The 14,490-nt window shown below is 64.6% G+C and carries 16 protein-coding genes and 1 tRNA gene; 11 read left to right on the top strand and 6 right to left on the bottom strand.

Features of this window, described 5'->3' with window-relative positions; genetic code table 11:
* The first annotated feature begins 94 nt into the window (after window positions 1-94).
* From AC1RP5_RS00730 to AC1RP5_RS00740, 3 genes are all read left to right on the top strand, one after another.
* On the top strand, window positions 95-520 hold the full coding sequence (locus tag AC1RP5_RS00730; protein WP_493108644.1) for a lysozyme inhibitor LprI family protein: 426 nt from the start codon (window positions 95-97) through the stop codon (window positions 518-520).
* A gap of 115 nt (window positions 521-635) precedes the next feature.
* Window positions 636-1,712: a tryptophan--tRNA ligase gene (gene trpS / locus AC1RP5_RS00735; protein ID WP_493108645.1), complete on the top strand. Its 1,077-nt coding sequence runs from the start codon at window positions 636-638 to the stop codon at window positions 1,710-1,712.
* A 57-nt stretch (window positions 1,713-1,769) separates the two neighbouring features.
* Window positions 1,770-2,480 (top strand): hypothetical protein, encoded by a 711-nt coding sequence (locus tag AC1RP5_RS00740; protein ID WP_493108646.1) that lies wholly within the window; start codon window positions 1,770-1,772, stop codon window positions 2,478-2,480.
* Here the strand turns inward: AC1RP5_RS00740 and AC1RP5_RS00745 are convergent, their stop codons facing one another.
* Window positions 2,481-4,193 (bottom strand): heparinase II/III family protein, encoded by a 1,713-nt coding sequence (locus AC1RP5_RS00745; protein WP_493108647.1) that lies wholly within the window; start codon window positions 4,191-4,193, stop codon window positions 2,481-2,483.
* Window positions 4,194-4,429: 236 nt separating this feature from the next.
* Between AC1RP5_RS00745 and AC1RP5_RS00750 the strand changes: the two genes are divergently transcribed.
* Together AC1RP5_RS00750 and AC1RP5_RS00755 are read left to right on the top strand one after the other, a co-directional pair.
* The gene (locus AC1RP5_RS00750; RefSeq protein ID WP_493108648.1) at window positions 4,430-4,888 is read left to right on the top strand and encodes an Hsp20 family protein; all 459 of its coding nucleotides are present in this window, start codon (window positions 4,430-4,432) and stop codon (window positions 4,886-4,888) included.
* Between the two features lie 34 nt (window positions 4,889-4,922).
* A complete protein-coding gene (locus tag AC1RP5_RS00755; protein ID WP_493108649.1) occupies window positions 4,923-5,144 on the top strand; it encodes a DUF1150 family protein in 222 nt (73 codons plus the stop codon).
* A 31-nt stretch (window positions 5,145-5,175) separates the two neighbouring features.
* On the opposite strand, the gene AC1RP5_RS00760 is transcribed toward AC1RP5_RS00755, so the two are convergent.
* From AC1RP5_RS00760 to AC1RP5_RS00775, 4 genes are all read right to left on the bottom strand, one after another.
* Entirely contained in the window at window positions 5,176-5,646 is a 471-nt protein-coding gene (locus tag AC1RP5_RS00760) for a PTS sugar transporter subunit IIA (RefSeq protein WP_493108650.1), read from the bottom strand.
* Window positions 5,647-5,772: 126 nt separating this feature from the next.
* Window positions 5,773-7,311: an RNA polymerase factor sigma-54 gene (rpoN, locus tag AC1RP5_RS00765; protein ID WP_493108651.1), complete on the bottom strand. Its 1,539-nt coding sequence runs from the start codon at window positions 7,309-7,311 to the stop codon at window positions 5,773-5,775.
* An 83-nt stretch (window positions 7,312-7,394) separates the two neighbouring features.
* Window positions 7,395-8,018: a ribonuclease D gene (locus tag AC1RP5_RS00770; protein WP_493108652.1), complete on the bottom strand. Its 624-nt coding sequence runs from the start codon at window positions 8,016-8,018 to the stop codon at window positions 7,395-7,397.
* A gap of 144 nt (window positions 8,019-8,162) precedes the next feature.
* Window positions 8,163-8,333 carry a hypothetical protein gene (locus tag AC1RP5_RS00775; RefSeq protein ID WP_493108653.1) on the bottom strand — a complete coding sequence of 57 codons (171 nt, stop codon included), beginning with the start codon at window positions 8,331-8,333 and terminating at the stop codon, window positions 8,163-8,165.
* Window positions 8,334-8,396: 63 nt separating this feature from the next.
* On the opposite strand from AC1RP5_RS00775, the gene AC1RP5_RS00780 reads away from it, so the two are divergent.
* Window positions 8,397-9,323 carry a DUF4238 domain-containing protein gene (locus tag AC1RP5_RS00780; RefSeq protein ID WP_493108654.1) on the top strand — a complete coding sequence of 309 codons (927 nt, stop codon included), beginning with the start codon at window positions 8,397-8,399 and terminating at the stop codon, window positions 9,321-9,323.
* Between the two features lie 41 nt (window positions 9,324-9,364).
* Window positions 9,365-10,429: a hypothetical protein gene (locus AC1RP5_RS00785; protein ID WP_493108655.1), complete on the top strand. Its 1,065-nt coding sequence runs from the start codon at window positions 9,365-9,367 to the stop codon at window positions 10,427-10,429.
* Between the two features lie 296 nt (window positions 10,430-10,725).
* On the opposite strand, the gene AC1RP5_RS00790 is transcribed toward AC1RP5_RS00785, so the two are convergent.
* Window positions 10,726-10,810, bottom strand: a tRNA-Leu gene (locus AC1RP5_RS00790).
* A 133-nt stretch (window positions 10,811-10,943) separates the two neighbouring features.
* Here AC1RP5_RS00790 and AC1RP5_RS00795 point away from each other — a divergent pair.
* The 4 genes from AC1RP5_RS00795 to AC1RP5_RS00810 all read left to right on the top strand — a co-directional run bounded on the left by AC1RP5_RS00795 (window position 10,944) and on the right by AC1RP5_RS00810 (window position 14,420).
* Complete coding sequence (locus tag AC1RP5_RS00795) at window positions 10,944-11,897, top strand: complex I NDUFA9 subunit family protein (protein ID WP_493108656.1); 954 nt, start codon at window positions 10,944-10,946, stop codon at window positions 11,895-11,897.
* Between the two features lie 257 nt (window positions 11,898-12,154).
* Window positions 12,155-13,597 (top strand): NAD(P)-dependent oxidoreductase, encoded by a 1,443-nt coding sequence (locus AC1RP5_RS00800; RefSeq protein ID WP_493108657.1) that lies wholly within the window; start codon window positions 12,155-12,157, stop codon window positions 13,595-13,597.
* 7 nt (window positions 13,598-13,604) lie between these two features.
* Window positions 13,605-14,216 (top strand): glutathione S-transferase family protein, encoded by a 612-nt coding sequence (locus tag AC1RP5_RS00805; protein WP_493108658.1) that lies wholly within the window; start codon window positions 13,605-13,607, stop codon window positions 14,214-14,216.
* A gap of 18 nt (window positions 14,217-14,234) precedes the next feature.
* Complete coding sequence (locus AC1RP5_RS00810) at window positions 14,235-14,420, top strand: 4-oxalocrotonate tautomerase (protein ID WP_493108659.1); 186 nt, start codon at window positions 14,235-14,237, stop codon at window positions 14,418-14,420.
* The last annotated feature ends 70 nt before the right edge of the window (window positions 14,421-14,490 follow it).

Consider the following 14,490-nt stretch of genomic DNA (forward strand, 5'->3'; position numbering starts at 1 on the left):
CCCTGACGCTCCTGCTATCTTGCAAGATGCGTGCAATTCGATCCGATCAGTCGCGAGCGACGCCGTCAACCTGCGATGGGTAACCGAGGACACCATGAACAACCGCAAGATGGCTTCCGGCGCTCTCGCCGCCTTGATCTCCGGCGTGCTGGCGACCGCTTCCCTGGCAGCCGATCCGCCCGCCCCCGATTGCCATCAGGTGACGGACTACGCAGCGATGGTCGAGTGTCACACGCGTGACGCGGAAACGACCAATGCCAGGGTCGCGCAGGCCTATGAGCTGCTCATGAAGAGACTGGGCGCAGCACCCGCCGCCGAAACGCTCGCCCGGTCGCAGAAGGCCTGGCTCGACTATCGATCGAGCTATTGCGACTACATGGCCCTGGCGAACGAAGGCGGCAGCATCGTGCGGCTGATCCGGGCGCAATGTTACGCGGCCATTTCGAAAGCCCGCCTGGGTGAGCTCGAGTATCAGGTCGATTGCCGGGAAGGCTTTTTCGGCTGCTTCCGGCCGCGCTGAATGCCTTGATTACGCCCCCCGACTGCGCGATACCCGCGCGCCCCTGACCTTCCACCGGCGGGGTGCGCGGAGGTCCAAACCCCGCGCCATCGACCTGAACCGGAGTCCACATCCAATGACCGACACCACGACCGCGGCCGCCACCGGCGCGCCCAACCCGCACCTCGCCGCCTACGAAGCGCGCGGCCTCAAGGGCCGCATCCTTTCCGGCGTGCAGCCGACGGGCAACCTCCATCTCGGCAACTATCTCGGCGCGATCCGCAACTTCGCGCGCCTGCAGAACGATTACGAATGCCTCTACTGCGTGGTCGACCAGCACGCGATCACCGTGTGGCAGGATCCCGCGCAGCTCGCCGCCCAGACGCGCGAGATCGCCTCGGCCTTCCTCGCCGCCGGCGTCGACGGCGCCAAGCAGATCGTCTTCAACCAGTCGATGGTGCCCGAGCACGCGCAGCTCGCCTGGATCTTCAATTGCGTGGCGCGCATGGGCTGGATGAGCCGCATGACGCAGTTCAAGGAGAAGGCCGGCAAGGACCGCGAGAACGTGTCGCTGGGCCTGTTCGCCTATCCGGCGCTGATGGCCGCCGACATCCTGATCTACAAGGCCACGCACGTGCCGGTCGGCGAGGACCAGAAGCAGCATCTCGAGCTGACGCGCGACATCGCGATCAAGTTCAACAACGACTTCGCCCAGCCCGACTTCTTCCCGATCACCGAGCCGCTGATTTTTGGCGCGGCGACGCGCGTGATGAGCCTGCGCGACGGCACCAAGAAGATGAGCAAGTCCGATCCGTCGGATTACTCGCGCATCAACCTCACCGACGATGCCGACGCGATCGCCCAGAAGATCCGTCGCGCCAAGACCGATCCGCTGCCGATGCCCGACACGTTGGAGGACGCCGAGAAGCGCCCCGACGCCGACAACCTGCTGGGCATCTACGCCGCCCTCGCCGATCAGGAGAAGGACGCCGTCGTCGCCCAGTTCGCCGGCAAACAGTTCTCCGAGTTCAAGACGGCGCTGACCGAGCTCGCGGTCGCCAAGCTCGGCCCGATCGGCGCGGAGATGCAGCGGCTGATGAAGGACCCCGGCCATGTCGACAGCGTCCTGCGCAGCGGTGCCCAGCGCGCCCGCGCCGTCGCCGCGCCGATCCTCGACGAGGTCTACAAGACGGTCGGCTTCCTGAAGCCGTAGTCGTCGCCAACCTGAGAGGGGATCACGATGGTTAGCCGTCGGCATCTGGCGGGCCTGATGCTGGCCTGCGCGGCAATGACGGTCCAGCCGTTCGCCGCGAAGGCCGATACGACGATCGGCGCGCGACTCCGGGCGATCCTCGACGGCCTGTCTCGTCAGGCACCCGATCAGGGCAGGCTGATCGACCAGGCCTTGAATGCCTCGCCGCAATTGATGGGGCAATTCAATGCCGCCGCGAACAGTGGACGCCTGACCGCGCTCGAACTCTCCTCCCAGCGGCCGGGGCCGTTCGCCGCCACGGCATCTCGGGGAAAGCTTCTGTTCGCGCCGGACTTCGTGACCCAGCAGCGCAAGCAGCGTCTCCACGACGTCGTGCGCCCCGACGACATCCTGCCGGACAATCTGGTGTTCGCCCTCGGCAGCCTGATCTTCTACGTGGATGCGCCGCCCGTTGCGTTCGGCTCCAACCCGCAGGCTTTCGTCAAAGCCGCGACCGAACGCGACGCCAAAGCCTTCATCAACGGCTGGAATGCCATGGTCGATGCCGCGGTGAAGGAAAATCGCGGCAAGACACTGTCGCCGCAGCAGATCAGCTCGCTGCTGCTCAACCTGAAATACCGGCAGGTCTTCGCGAACCAGACGGCGCTGGGGAAATACAAATTCTCACCTGACGGCAAGATCGCGCCGGATCAGCAGAACGTCGAGGCCGTGGCCGCCGGTCTCGGGAAGCTCGGCCTTCTCGATATCGGCGTCGCGCCCGGACCGTAACTAGCCTTCCATGCGCGTGAGGGCCCACTTCACCGTGGTGCCCTCGGCCGGGACCTGGCCCACCAGCACGATCTGCTCGGTGCGGCGCACCCTGCCCTCTTCACCGAGATAGATGCTCTCGGCGAGGCCGATGCCCGCGCCGGTGGCGCGCAGCCGCCAGCCGCGGCCGCTCGGCAGGCGCATCAGCACGGCCTGGCCGCTCTGCGCCAGCGTCGCCTTCACCGTCGGATGGAGATGGAAGCGCACGATGTAGCGCTGGTCCGGCGAGGTGACCGGCCGTCCCTCGTAGCCCAGGAACGAATCCTCGCCGCGCAGGTCGCCGCCATCGGGCGACAGCCACAGGCGGCGGCGATGGATGATGCCGTAGAGCGAGCGATAGCCGTCGTGGCACATGTCGAGCCACTGCGCGCCGGCATCGTCGGCGCGATCGATCAGCACGTTGCCCGCGCGATACTCGAGCGAACCGTGGTTGGTGATCTCGGTCGAGTTCACGTCGTCGACCACGGCCGTCGAATGCGCGGCCGTGTAGCGCATGAAATGCTGCCAGTCGCGCGGCGCACCGGGATAGGTGCCGCAGTTCACGACCAGCCGCTCGTGCGCGGCGCTCATCTCGAAGCTGAGCGTGCCAGCATGGGCGATGCCGTCCATGCCGCGGCCCGGCGGGCTGCCGGCATCGGCGATCACCAGCGACGTGCCGGCGGACAGGCGCTGGAAGCCGCTGGCCAGCGCCATCGTCGGCGCGACCTCGCCCGAACCGGAGCGCGCCAGCACGAGGTCGATCAGGCGGCGGTCGCCCTCCCAGGTGCCGTTGAACAGGGAGAGCCCGCCATCGCCGTGGCGGAAGAAGCGCAGCATCGGCGCCATGCGATCGATCGCGGCGACCAGCTCGGCGGGCGCGCGACGCTCGGCCGAGGCAAGGGCTGCACGCACGTCGATCAGGTGACGCAACACGGCGAGCTGAAGATGCGGCGCGCGCTCCGACACGATGCCGTCATGCAGCACATAGCGCTTCAGGAATTTGGCGAGCCGCCCGAGCGACTGATCGAGGCTCTTCTCGAAATGCTTGCCGTCGCGGATGAACGCCAGGTCGGCGAAGACCAGCGCCTTGTAAACGGCGACCGCCTCGTGCCCGACCATGCCGCGGCGCGCGACGCGGCGCAGATGCATGCGCTGGCGACCGAGCGAGAAGACGAAGCGGGCCGCGAAACCGGAATCGGCGGCCGACGCCATCCACTCGTAATGGCGGATCCACGAGACGATGCGCGATGCCAGAACATCGCGCTTCCAGGTGATCGGCGACCAGCGCCATTCGCGATTGGTCCAGTCGTCGACCAGCTTCGCCGCGAGCAGGGCGCCGTGCGGATCGCCGTTGTCGCGCAGGTCGCGCAGCCAGGCGAAGCCGTTCAGCGCATCGAGCCACAGCGGCGCCGCGCCGGCGCGCTGCCACGGCGGATCGTCGGAATCCGGAAGCACGGTGCCGACGCTGCCGGCGGCCGCGAACTCACCGGCCAGCAGGAGCCGCTGGCCCAGCACGGCATCGCCCGGCCAGGCATCGGCCGCCACGGCGAAGAAGCTGCGCGGGGTGCCGTAACCCAGGGTGAGCGAATAGAGGGAGGAGCCGAGGAACCAGCGGCCGAAGGCGCGCCGTTCCTTCTTGGCCGCCGCCGAGGGGCGCACGGGAACCGAACGGATCGGCCGGGCTCCGGAAACCAAAGGCTCCCCGGGCCGTCTTGTGTCAGAGGCGACCAGCGTCATCGTTTCTGTTCTTTGGCCCGGGAGGCTCGAGTAGCCGGGCAGTGGAGGGGTTTGTGGACATTTTACCCCAGCCCGAGCCCCGTGGCGATGGGCTGGAGAGCCGGGCCTTGAACCCGGCCGTCCGCACCCCAGATTCATCACAAGGGAAGGCCCGTACGGGGTTCCCGGCCACTCGCTCCACGGAGGGGGGTTCTATGAGTCGTGTGTCGATGTTCAATTCGCCCTTGTTACTGGGCTTCGACCAGCTCGAGCGGACGCTCGACCGGCTGGCCAAGAACGCCGAGGGCTACCCTCCCTACAATATCGAGCGGATCGGCGAGCACGGCCTGCGCATCACGCTCGCGGTCGCCGGTTTCACGAGCGACGGCCTGGTGATCGAACTGGTCGAGAACCAGCTCACGGTGCGCGGCAAGCAGGCCGACGACGCCGACCGGGTCTATCTCCATCGCGGCATCGCCGCGCGCCAGTTTCAGCGGGCCTTCATGCTCGCCGACGGCATCGAGGTGACGGGCGCCCGTCTCGACAACGGCCTGTTGTCGATCGACCTGGTGCGACCGGTGCTCGAGCCGCGCATCCGAACCATCCGCATCGACGCGGGCAGCCCCGCCGGCGCCGACCACACGATCGATATCACCGCGCGTCGCAGCCGTTGAGGCGGAGCGCGTTGACGCTGCCAAGGAGGTAGCCATGGAAAGCAATGCAGTAGCCTTTACCCCCCTCGCCGATGAGGCCTTTCTCAGCCTCGGCTCCGAGCAGATCGCCTATGTCAGGCCGGTGAGCATGCCCGACGGCGCCCACGCAGTCGGCATCTTCTCGGCCGACGGCAAGCCGATGGCCTCGGCGCCGTCGATCGAGATCGCGGTGGCGCTGATCCGCCAGCACGAGCTCGAGCCCGCGCTGGTGCACTGAGGATCTGGCTAAAGGAGCCTGAGACGGCGGTTCAGGCGGCGCTTTGCGCCTGGACCGTCTCGACGAGCAGCGCGTAGAGCGCCTCGGCATTCTCGGTCGCCCGCAGCTTCTCGACGAGGCTGCGGTCGCGCAGCAGGCGCGACACCCGCGCCAGCGCCTTGAGGTGATCGGCGCCCGCACCCTCGGGCGTCACCAGCAGGAACACGATGTCCACGGGGCGCTCGTCGATCGCGTCGAAGTCGACGGGATGGGCCATCCGCGCGAACACGCCCATCGGCTTCGCCATCGTGGTCAGCCGGCCGTGCGGGATCGCGATTCCGCCGCCGATACCCGTCGAACCCAGCCGCTCGCGCTCGAGCAGTCGGTCGAACAGCTTGCGCTCGTCGATCTGGAAGAGACCGGAGGCCCGGCTGGCCAATTCCGCCAGCAACGCCTTCTTTCCGGTCGCCTTGGCGCTGGCCAGAACGGCATCCGGACCGGTCAGCAAATCGGCGATTTCCACAATGTCACCAATGGGTTAGCAAGCGCGGACTAAATCCGCTCTGCGAGGAGTGCGCCCCTATAAGCGCCTCCCCCGGTCGGGTCAAGCCGTGGTTCCAGAGCACGCCGACGGTCCCGGCGGCGCCATTCAGTCGGCCGGACCGGTCATCGCCTGGGCGGCGACGGCGGCGTTCGACAGGCCGCCCGGCATCGGACGGTTCATGCCGAGGCGTCCCAGGCGACGGCGTTCGGCCGACGAGGGAATGCGCATGGCTTCGCGATACTTGGCGACCGTGCGGCGCGCGATCTCGACGCCCTCGCCCTTCAGCAGGTCGACGATGCGATCGTCGCTGAGCGGCTGGTGCGCGTTCTCGCCGCCGACCAGCAGACGGATGCGCGAGCGCACCGACTCCGAGGAGACGACGACGCCCGGCGTGCGCGCCGGCAGGGCCGAGGTGAAGAAGTACTTCAGCTCGAAGATGCCGCGCGGCGTGTTGATGTACTTGTTCGAGGTGACGCGGCTCACCGTGCTCTCGTGCAGCTCGGTGGCGATGGCGATGTCGCGCAGCACCAGCGGCTTCAGCGCGCTGACGCCGTGGCGGAAGAAGCCGTCCTGCTGGCGCACGATCTCACGCGCGACCTTGAGGATGGTGGTGGCGCGCTGCTCCAGCGTCTTCACCAGCCAGTTGGCCGACTGGAAACGCTCGGCGACGAAGTCGCGATCGGGCTTGGCGCGCGCGCCCTTCATCAGGGTCGCGTGGTAGTTGCGATCGACCAGCACCTTGGGCAGCGCATCGGTGTTGAGCTCGATGTGCCAGCCATCCTCGCCGGTCTCGGGATCCTTGGCCGGCGTCAGGTAGAGATCGGGCTGCACCGGCTGGATCGGCTCGAAGTCGAAGGCCTGGCCGGGGCGCGGATCGAGCGTGCGCAGCTCCGATAGCATGTCGCGCAGATCCTCGTCGTCGACGCCGCAGCGGCGGCGAAGCTGGCCGAGTTCGCCGGCGGCGACGAGATCGAGATTGTCGAGCAGCGCCTTCATCGCCGGATCGAGGCGATTGCGTTCGGCGAGCTGGGCGCCGAGGCATTCCGCGACGGTGCGCGCGAACATGCCGGCCGGCTCCATCTGGCGCAGCCGCGCCCAGATCTTTTCGACCAGCGCGATGTCGGTCGCGACGGCTTCGGCCACGGCGGCCGGGTCGAGGCGGCAGTAGCCGGCCTCGTCGAGGCCCTCGGCGATCTTGAGCGCGATGCGGCGCTCGGCCGGGTCCTCGAACATGATCTCGAGCTGCTCGAGCACATGGACGGCCATCGACTGCGGGCGCTCGGCCACGAAATCGAGGGCGTCGGGCGCATCCTCGCGCTGGCCGACGCGGCTGGCGGCGGCATCGCCGCCGCGGTCGGCATGTTCGCGGGTCCAGCGGTCATCCGCTTCGGACAGGGCGGGAGCCGCCTCGGCCAGGGCGTCGGCGGTGTCGCGCGGCGTCTCCAGGACCGGCGCCTCGTATTCGGCGACCGGGCCCTCGTCCGGGCTGCCCTCGGACAGCAGCGGGTTCTTTTCCAGTTCCTGTTGAATGAAAGCAGCCAGCTCCAGGTGCGAAAATTGCAGGAGCTTGATGGCCTGCTGGAGCTGAGGCGTCATCGCCAAGGTCTGGCGTGACGCGAGAATGAGACTCGGACCGATACGCATTGCACCCCACCCCGAAGGTCGTTGGACCTCCCCGTTGGGCAGTCTAATGCAAGAACCGTGCCAACGTCAGCACGGCCGATTTTTTAGTGGGCGAAAATATCCGTCTCAGGCCAGCCGGCGACGTCCAGACGCGCGCGGGTGGGCAGGAACTTGAAGGCGGCGTCGGCCAGCTCGCGGCGGCCTTCGCGCTCCAGGAGCGCATCCAGCCTGGTTTTCAGCGCATGCAAATGCAGCACGTCGGAAGCGGCGTAGGCAAGCTGCTCCTCGGTCAGGGTCTCGGCGCCCCAGTCGGAGGTCTGCTGCTGCTTGGAGAGGTCGATGCCTAAAAGCTCGCGGCAGAGTTCCTTCAGGCCGAACCGGTCGGTGAAGGTGCGCACCAGCTTGGCGGCGATCTTGGTGCAGTAGACCGGCTCGCAGCGCACGCCCAGCGAATGCTCGAGCACGGCGATATCGAAACGGCCGAAATGGAAGAGTTTCAGCACATTCGGGTCGGCGATCAGGGCCGCCAGCCGCGGCGCCTTGGCGGCGCCCTTGGGCGCCCCGCGCGGGATCTGCACCAGATGGGCATTACCGTCGCCGCCGGAGAGTTGGACCAGGCAGAGCCGGTCGCGATGGGGGTTGAGACCCATGGTCTCGGTATCGATGGCCACGATCGGGCCGAACGAAACGTCCGCGGGAAGATCACCGCGGTGAAGGCTGATCGCCATTACTGGATGCTCCGACTGACCTGCATGCGCCTAGGACTAACGGCGGCAAGAAAGGTCTAAACTACTGATATTCCACGATAAGATGCGGATACGCCGGGAGCTTGTACGCCAGTCCAGTGGCGCAGTCCATCTGGCAGGAGGGCCTCACCTGTCGACTTCCCAAGGTCCATCGCCGACCTTGCATACCCAAAAGGGCATTTCCCCATCTGCCGCCCCATTCAGCCGCATCCGTTTCACACCTCCCGCGCGCTGGCTCAGCTCTTCCTCGAAGCACTTCCATTTCCGGTCAAGTTCTTCCTGGTTGAGTGGCAGCATTTTAGTTCTCCCATAATTAGCGTAGTACGATATCCGTGAGCTTTCTCATCGTCATCGGCCGGCATGGATCATCACTACATTCCGCAATTTTATTTGAAGCAGTGGGCCGATCCTGACGGGCGAGTACCAAACTATCGGCTGATCCAAGACCGAGTGGTATTCGGGCATGTCCCGTCTACCAAGGGCACCGGCTATGAACCAAACCTCTACGCCCAAGAGCATGTTTCACTCGAGAATAGACACAGAGTAGAGACTCATTTCTTCAAACTGCTCGATGCGAAAGCCGCCATCATTCACTCCCGCTTTGTGAACTTGGAGCACTTTTCGCTTACGGCTGAGGAGCGGACTGATTGGGCCATCTTCCTGGCCGCCGCAACAGCGCGAACACCCGAAAAGATCACTCATTTCAAGCAGATCTTGTCGGCCGCCGTCCGCGCCAACCTTCGCGACACGGCGCCGGAGGAGGTCGAAAAGGCCTTGGGCTACAAACCCGAATTCACGCTTCTAGATTGGACAGAGAAGCACTTCCCCGACCAGATCGCCAACTTTCACCTCCGGATGCTTATCAAGCACATGACGCGGCCGGAACTCGTTCAACTCTACATGGATATGGATTGGACCGTGCACAGGGTCCGCTCGCGTCACAAGGAGCTTCTCACTTGCGACCGTCCGCTCTGGTATCGGCATAACCCACCCCATCCCGCCTTCACCATGATGATGACGCTGTCTCCGCATGTAGTGTTCATTGCGGCGAAAGACCCAGCGTTAGCCGACAAAATGGCGGCAACGCCGACAATGAGGCTCGCTCGCCTTGTCAACGAGTCAGTTTTTAATGCGGCTCAAGAGCGTGTGTACGGCAGGACTACTCTTGCCTATGCGCAACGCGCATTCAGTCTGACCAGGAGAGGCCGCCTAGAGAGAGCCCAAAGGTGGGGAATATCGCAAAGGCCATCTTATGACAGAGGGCGAGAAATCGGCTCGTCGTCTTGAGCTGTACAACAGTCGAGTAAACTCGCGGTGAGGTTGGGGCAATGCCAATATATCGGTTCGGCAAGAATGCTATCGAGCGCGTTGAGGAAACCACCTTCAGCAACGAAGGGCTCCGCGAACGTGCCGACCTTCAACGCCTTCTTCGGGAGCACATCGAGGTCATTTCTCCAAACACCCTTATTATTTCGGAAGAATTTGGGGAGTGGGAAGAATCGCGTAGACGCATAGATCTCCTCGGAATCGATGAAGAGGCCAACATTGTAGTCATTGAACTGAAGCGCACTGAAGATGGCGGCCACATGGATCTACAAGCTATTCGCTATGCGTCCATGGTTTCCACTTTGACATTCGATCAATCAGTGGACGTGTACAGCAGGCACTTGGCCCGACTTGGGAGGGACGAGCAGGATGCTCGTCGGATGTTGCTCGATTTTCTCGAATGGGACGAAGCAGACGATGACAAGTTCGCGCAGGATGTCCGGATTGTTCTGGCATCTGCCGAATTTTCCAAAGAACTTACATCGTCGGTCTTATGGCTTCTCGACCACAACATTAATATTCGATGCGTTCGCTTGAAGCCTTATCGTTTGAGCGATCAGATTTTGGTGGATGTGCAGCAGATAATTCCGCTGCCTGAAATTGAGGAATATCAAATCCAAGTTCGGGAGAAGGTTCAAAAGGAGAGAGAAGCCCGAACCAGTAACGCTGACTTTACGAGATTCGATGTTCAAATTGGCGGCGAGCGCAGCGCCTCCATGTGGAAGCGCAACGCCATTCACTTTCTTTGCAAGCGCGTTTGCGAAAAGGGAATTAGCCCAGACGAGGTGACCGCATTATTCAATTGGCGTCCAAACCGAGTTTGGTACGCCGTCGACGGTATAGTCGATGCCACACGATTCAGAGAGCTGGCCACCGAACAGGCGTCTTCTGGCGGACCTCATTTTGATCATCGCCGTTGGTCATGTGACGATGACCAGCTTCTCCGCGTGAACGGGAGAACGTATGCGTTCTCCAGTCAGTGGGGTGGAGCGGGGTGGCACAAGGCGATGAAGCTACTCCAAGAGCGATACCCTCAGTTCGATATCAGCTACTCACCGACTGCGTAAGCAGAGCCACCCACCAGCCCACGCCCTCAATGATGATCCGTAACGGCTGGACCGCCGATCGCTTCTGGAACCAAGTCACTGCGAGCAGACACAGCCCTCGCCACAGAAGCCTCTTTGGCGCCGCTGCGCACTTCCGCATGTCAGATGGAGTACGCTTAACGGACGCGCGATTGCTTTACGGATCGGTGTACCGCACCAATCGGCGCGACATAGCCGGGCGCTCTTCGAATATGTGCCGGTCAGCGCAAGCTCTTGATGCGGCTTGGCTATTTGGTTTCAAAGAGAAACCAGCCGCATGGTGCCCAGGAGAAGACTCGAACTTCCACGCCTCGCGGCGCTAGTACCTGAAACTAGTGCGTCTACCAATTCCGCCACCTGGGCACGGCATGCGGTCTAGTGCGGGCGCTGAGTTAGGGCCGTGCCGCTCAGATGTCAACCGCGCCGGACACGCGCGCGACATCGCGGGCGCGCTTCGCCCTTGAACCTTCATGGGTTTGGGCTATAGGCAGCTACCATGAGCATCAAGCAGGTCACGGTTTTTGGCGGTAGCGGCTTCGTCGGCCGCGCCATCGTTCGGGCGCTGGCGCAGGACGGCTACCAGGTGCGCATCGCCTGCCGCCGCATCGAGCTGGCTGAACGGACCAAGACGGCCGGCGATGTTGGCCAGATCACGCTGATGCGGACCAACCTGCGCAACGCCGCCTCGGTGAAGGCCGCGATCGCCGGCAGCCAGGCGGTGGTGAATGCCTCGGGCATCGCCTTCCAGCGCGGCCGGCAGAGCTACAAGACCGTCCATGTCGACGGCTCGCGGCTGATTGCCGAGGCCGCCAAGGCCGCCGGCGTGCAACGCCTGATCCATATGTCGGGCATCGGCGCGGACCAGCGCAATTCGACCAACAAGTACATCCGCTCCAAGGTCGATGCCGAGGACGCGATCGTGTCCGGCTTCGCCGACGCCACGATCCTGCGGCCGAGCGTGGTCTTCGGGCCCGAGGACGCGATGTTCAATCGCATGGGCCAGATCGCGGCCAAGGCGCCGTTCCTGCCGGTGGTGGGCGACGGTTCGGCCAAGGTCCAGCCGGTGTTCGTGGGCGATGTCGGTTCGGCCGTGGTGGCCGTGCTGGCGCGGCCCGACACGGCCAAGACCGTGTTCGAGCTGGGCGGACCCCGCGTCTACACCTATCGCGAGATCGCGGGCTTGGTGCTGCGCGAGATCGACCGCCAGAAGCGGATCATCGGCGTTCCCGCTGGCCTGATGCGGATCGCGGGCTTCTTCTCGGAATTCCTGCCGGTGCCGCCGCTGACCCACGACCAGGTCGATCTGCTGGTGACCGACAACGTCGCCCGCCCCGGCGCCCCGGGCCTGGCCGCTCTCGGCATCGAGCCGACCGCCGCCGAGGCCATCCTGCCGATGTACCTCGACCGCTACCGGCTCGGCGGCCGCTACAACCTCCACGCCCCCGCTTAACTACGCCCAATAAAGGCGTCACAGATCGCGCCTATGCTTGCCCAAAGCCGTTAGTCCTAAAACGGTATCAAAATAGACTTCCCTTGAATCTCCTTGCGAGACGAGTCGTTTGTGGTCGCTGCACAGACCAAAAATAGGTCAGTACTGTTGACTATCGTCTCGGCGCATGGTCTAAGGCGTCCAACAAAGCAGTAAAGGCGCGATCGGCGCGCTTCTTGCGTAATAAAATTTCACACAATTATCCGAGGAGGCCGGGGATGGCCGAGAGGATGCTGAAGTTCGTCGGAACGCCGCAAGCCATGCCCGACAAGCGGCCGGCCTCGGAGCGTCGTCGCGACTTCGACGAGATCTACCAGAGCTTCGCCAAGGACAAGGCGGCCGAGCAGGCCGCGCGCTGCTCGCAATGCGGCGTGCCCTTCTGCCAAGTCCACTGCCCGCTCCATAACAACATCCCGGACTGGCTGAAGCTGACCGCCGAAGGCCGGCTCGACGAAGCCTACGAGCTCTCCTCGGCAACCAACAACTTCCCCGAGATCTGCGGCCGCATCTGCCCGCAGGACCGGCTGTGCGAAGGCAACTGCGTCATCGAGAAGGGCTTCGAATCGGTCACGATCGGCTCGGTCGAGAAGTACATCACCGACACGGCGTGGGAACGCGGCTGGGTGAAGCCGATCCAGCCGCGACGCGAGCGGCCCGAGAGCATCGGTATCGTCGGCGCCGGTCCCGCGGGTCTCGCGGCGGCCGAGCAGTTGCGCCGGAAGGGCTACCAGGTCGCGATCTACGATCGCTATGACCGGGTCGGCGGCCTGCTGATCTACGGCATCCCGAACTTCAAGCTCGAGAAGGAGATCGTGCAGCGCCGCGAGAAGCTGCTGCGCGACTCCAAGGTCACCTTCCATATGAACTGCGATGTCGGCCGCGACGTCACGCTGGAAGAACTGCGCGCGCGTCATAGCGCCGTGCTGATCGCGACCGGCGTCTACAAGGCGCGCGACATCGCCGCGCCCGGTGTCGGCCTGAAGGGCATCGCGCCGGCGCTCGACTATCTCACCGCGTCGAACCGCCAGGGTTTGGGCGACACGGTCGCCGAATTCGAATCGGGCACGTTGAACGCCGCGGGCAAGAACGTCGTGGTGATCGGCGGCGGCGACACCGCGATGGATTGCGTGCGCACCGCCGTGCGCCAGGGCGCCAAGTCGGTGAATTGCCTCTATCGCCGCGATCGCGCCAATATGCCGGGCTCGCAGCGCGAGGTGAAGCACGCCGAGGAAGAGGGCGTCGAGTTCGTGTGGCTGGCCGCCCCGCAGGCTTTCCTCGGCAAGGAGACGGTGAGCCACGTCCGTACCGTGCGCATCCATCTCGGCATGCCGGACGCGTCGGGTCGCCAGACGCCGCAGGAGATTCCCAACAGCCACGTCAACATCGAGGCCGACCTCGTGCTGATGGCGCTGGGCTTCGACCCGGAAGACCTGCCGGCCGCGATGAGCGCGCCCGATCTCGGCGTCACCGGCTGGAACACGCTCAAGATCGACTGGAAGAGCATGATGACCAGCCTCGACGGCGTGTTCGCCGCCGGCGACATCGTGCGCGGTGCTTCGCTGGTCGTGTGGGCGGTGCGCGATGGCCGCGACGCCGCCGAGCGCATCCACACCTACCTGACCACCAAGGCGCTGGCCGCCCAGCGCATCGCGGCCGAGTGAGAGAGCCATGCTGAAGGTTTACGACTTCACCGGGTCGGGGAACGGCTACAAGGTCTGGCTGCTGATGTCGCAGCTCGGCATGCCGTTCGAGCGCATCGAGCGCGACATCCTGAAGGGCGAGACGCGCACGCCGGCGTTCCTCGCGAAGAACCCGAACGGCCGCATCCCGACGCTCGAGCTGGAAGACGGCACGTTCCTCTTCGAATCGGGCGCGATCCTCTGGTATCTCGCCGAGGGCACGGCGTTCGCGCCGAAGGACAGACTGGCGCGGGCGCAGACGCTGCAATGGATGTTCTTCGAGCAGTACAGCCACGAGCCCTATATCGCGGTGGCGCGCTTCTGGAAGCACTTCTTCGACAAGCTGACGCCGCAGCAGGAAGCCAACCTGCCCGACATCATGAAGAAGGGTTACGCCGCCCTCGACGTGATGGAGAAGCATCTCGCGACGCGGACGTTCTTCGTCGACGAGCGCTACGGCCTCGCCGACATCGCGCTCTATGCCTACACGCATGTCGCCGACGAGGGCGAGTTCGACCTGTCGCGCTATCCTAACGTCACGGCCTGGCTGGCCCGCGTGAAGGCGCAGCCCGGTCATGTCGCGATCGATCACACGTTCTGACCAAGGGAGAAGAAGAAAATGCCGATGATCAACGTCCAGATGTTCGAGGGCCGCACCATCGAACAGCGCCGTGCACTGGCGAAAGAGCTGACCGACGGCGCCTGCCGCGCGCTCGGCTGCACGCCCGACGCGGTGCAGATCATCCTCACCGACATCAAGAAAGAGAACTGGGCCGAGTCCGGCAAGCTGTTCTCCGACACGTAGTTTCCGTCATCCCGAGCGCAGCGAGGGACCCTTATCGGGCGCCGCCCAAAGGTCCCTCGCGGTGCGCGGG

It is taken from the genome of Reyranella sp. GW821-FHT12G01 (assembly GCF_058806575.1).

Bases quoted from the DNA above. Each gene is read 5' to 3' on its own strand.
- AC1RP5_RS00730 (WP_493108644.1), top strand. From the start codon at position 95: ATGAACAACCGCAAGATGGCTTCCGGCGCTCTCGCCGCCTTGATCTCC.
- trpS (WP_493108645.1), top strand. From the start codon at position 636: ATGACCGACACCACGACCGCGGCCGCCACCGGCGCGCCCAACCCGCAC.
- AC1RP5_RS00740 (WP_493108646.1), top strand. From the start codon at position 1,770: ATGCTGGCCTGCGCGGCAATGACGGTCCAGCCGTTCGCCGCGAAGGCC.
- AC1RP5_RS00750 (WP_493108648.1), top strand. From the start codon at position 4,430: ATGAGTCGTGTGTCGATGTTCAATTCGCCCTTGTTACTGGGCTTCGAC.
- AC1RP5_RS00755 (WP_493108649.1), top strand. From the start codon at position 4,923: ATGGAAAGCAATGCAGTAGCCTTTACCCCCCTCGCCGATGAGGCCTTT.
- rpoN (WP_493108651.1), bottom strand. From the start codon at position 7,311: ATGCGTATCGGTCCGAGTCTCATTCTCGCGTCACGCCAGACCTTGGCG.
- AC1RP5_RS00770 (WP_493108652.1), bottom strand. From the start codon at position 8,018: ATGGCGATCAGCCTTCACCGCGGTGATCTTCCCGCGGACGTTTCGTTC.
- AC1RP5_RS00775 (WP_493108653.1), bottom strand. From the start codon at position 8,333: ATGCTGCCACTCAACCAGGAAGAACTTGACCGGAAATGGAAGTGCTTC.
- AC1RP5_RS00780 (WP_493108654.1), top strand. From the start codon at position 8,397: ATGGATCATCACTACATTCCGCAATTTTATTTGAAGCAGTGGGCCGAT.
- AC1RP5_RS00785 (WP_493108655.1), top strand. From the start codon at position 9,365: ATGCCAATATATCGGTTCGGCAAGAATGCTATCGAGCGCGTTGAGGAA.
- AC1RP5_RS00795 (WP_493108656.1), top strand. From the start codon at position 10,944: ATGAGCATCAAGCAGGTCACGGTTTTTGGCGGTAGCGGCTTCGTCGGC.
- AC1RP5_RS00800 (WP_493108657.1), top strand. From the start codon at position 12,155: ATGGCCGAGAGGATGCTGAAGTTCGTCGGAACGCCGCAAGCCATGCCC.
- AC1RP5_RS00805 (WP_493108658.1), top strand. From the start codon at position 13,605: ATGCTGAAGGTTTACGACTTCACCGGGTCGGGGAACGGCTACAAGGTC.
- AC1RP5_RS00810 (WP_493108659.1), top strand. From the start codon at position 14,235: ATGCCGATGATCAACGTCCAGATGTTCGAGGGCCGCACCATCGAACAG.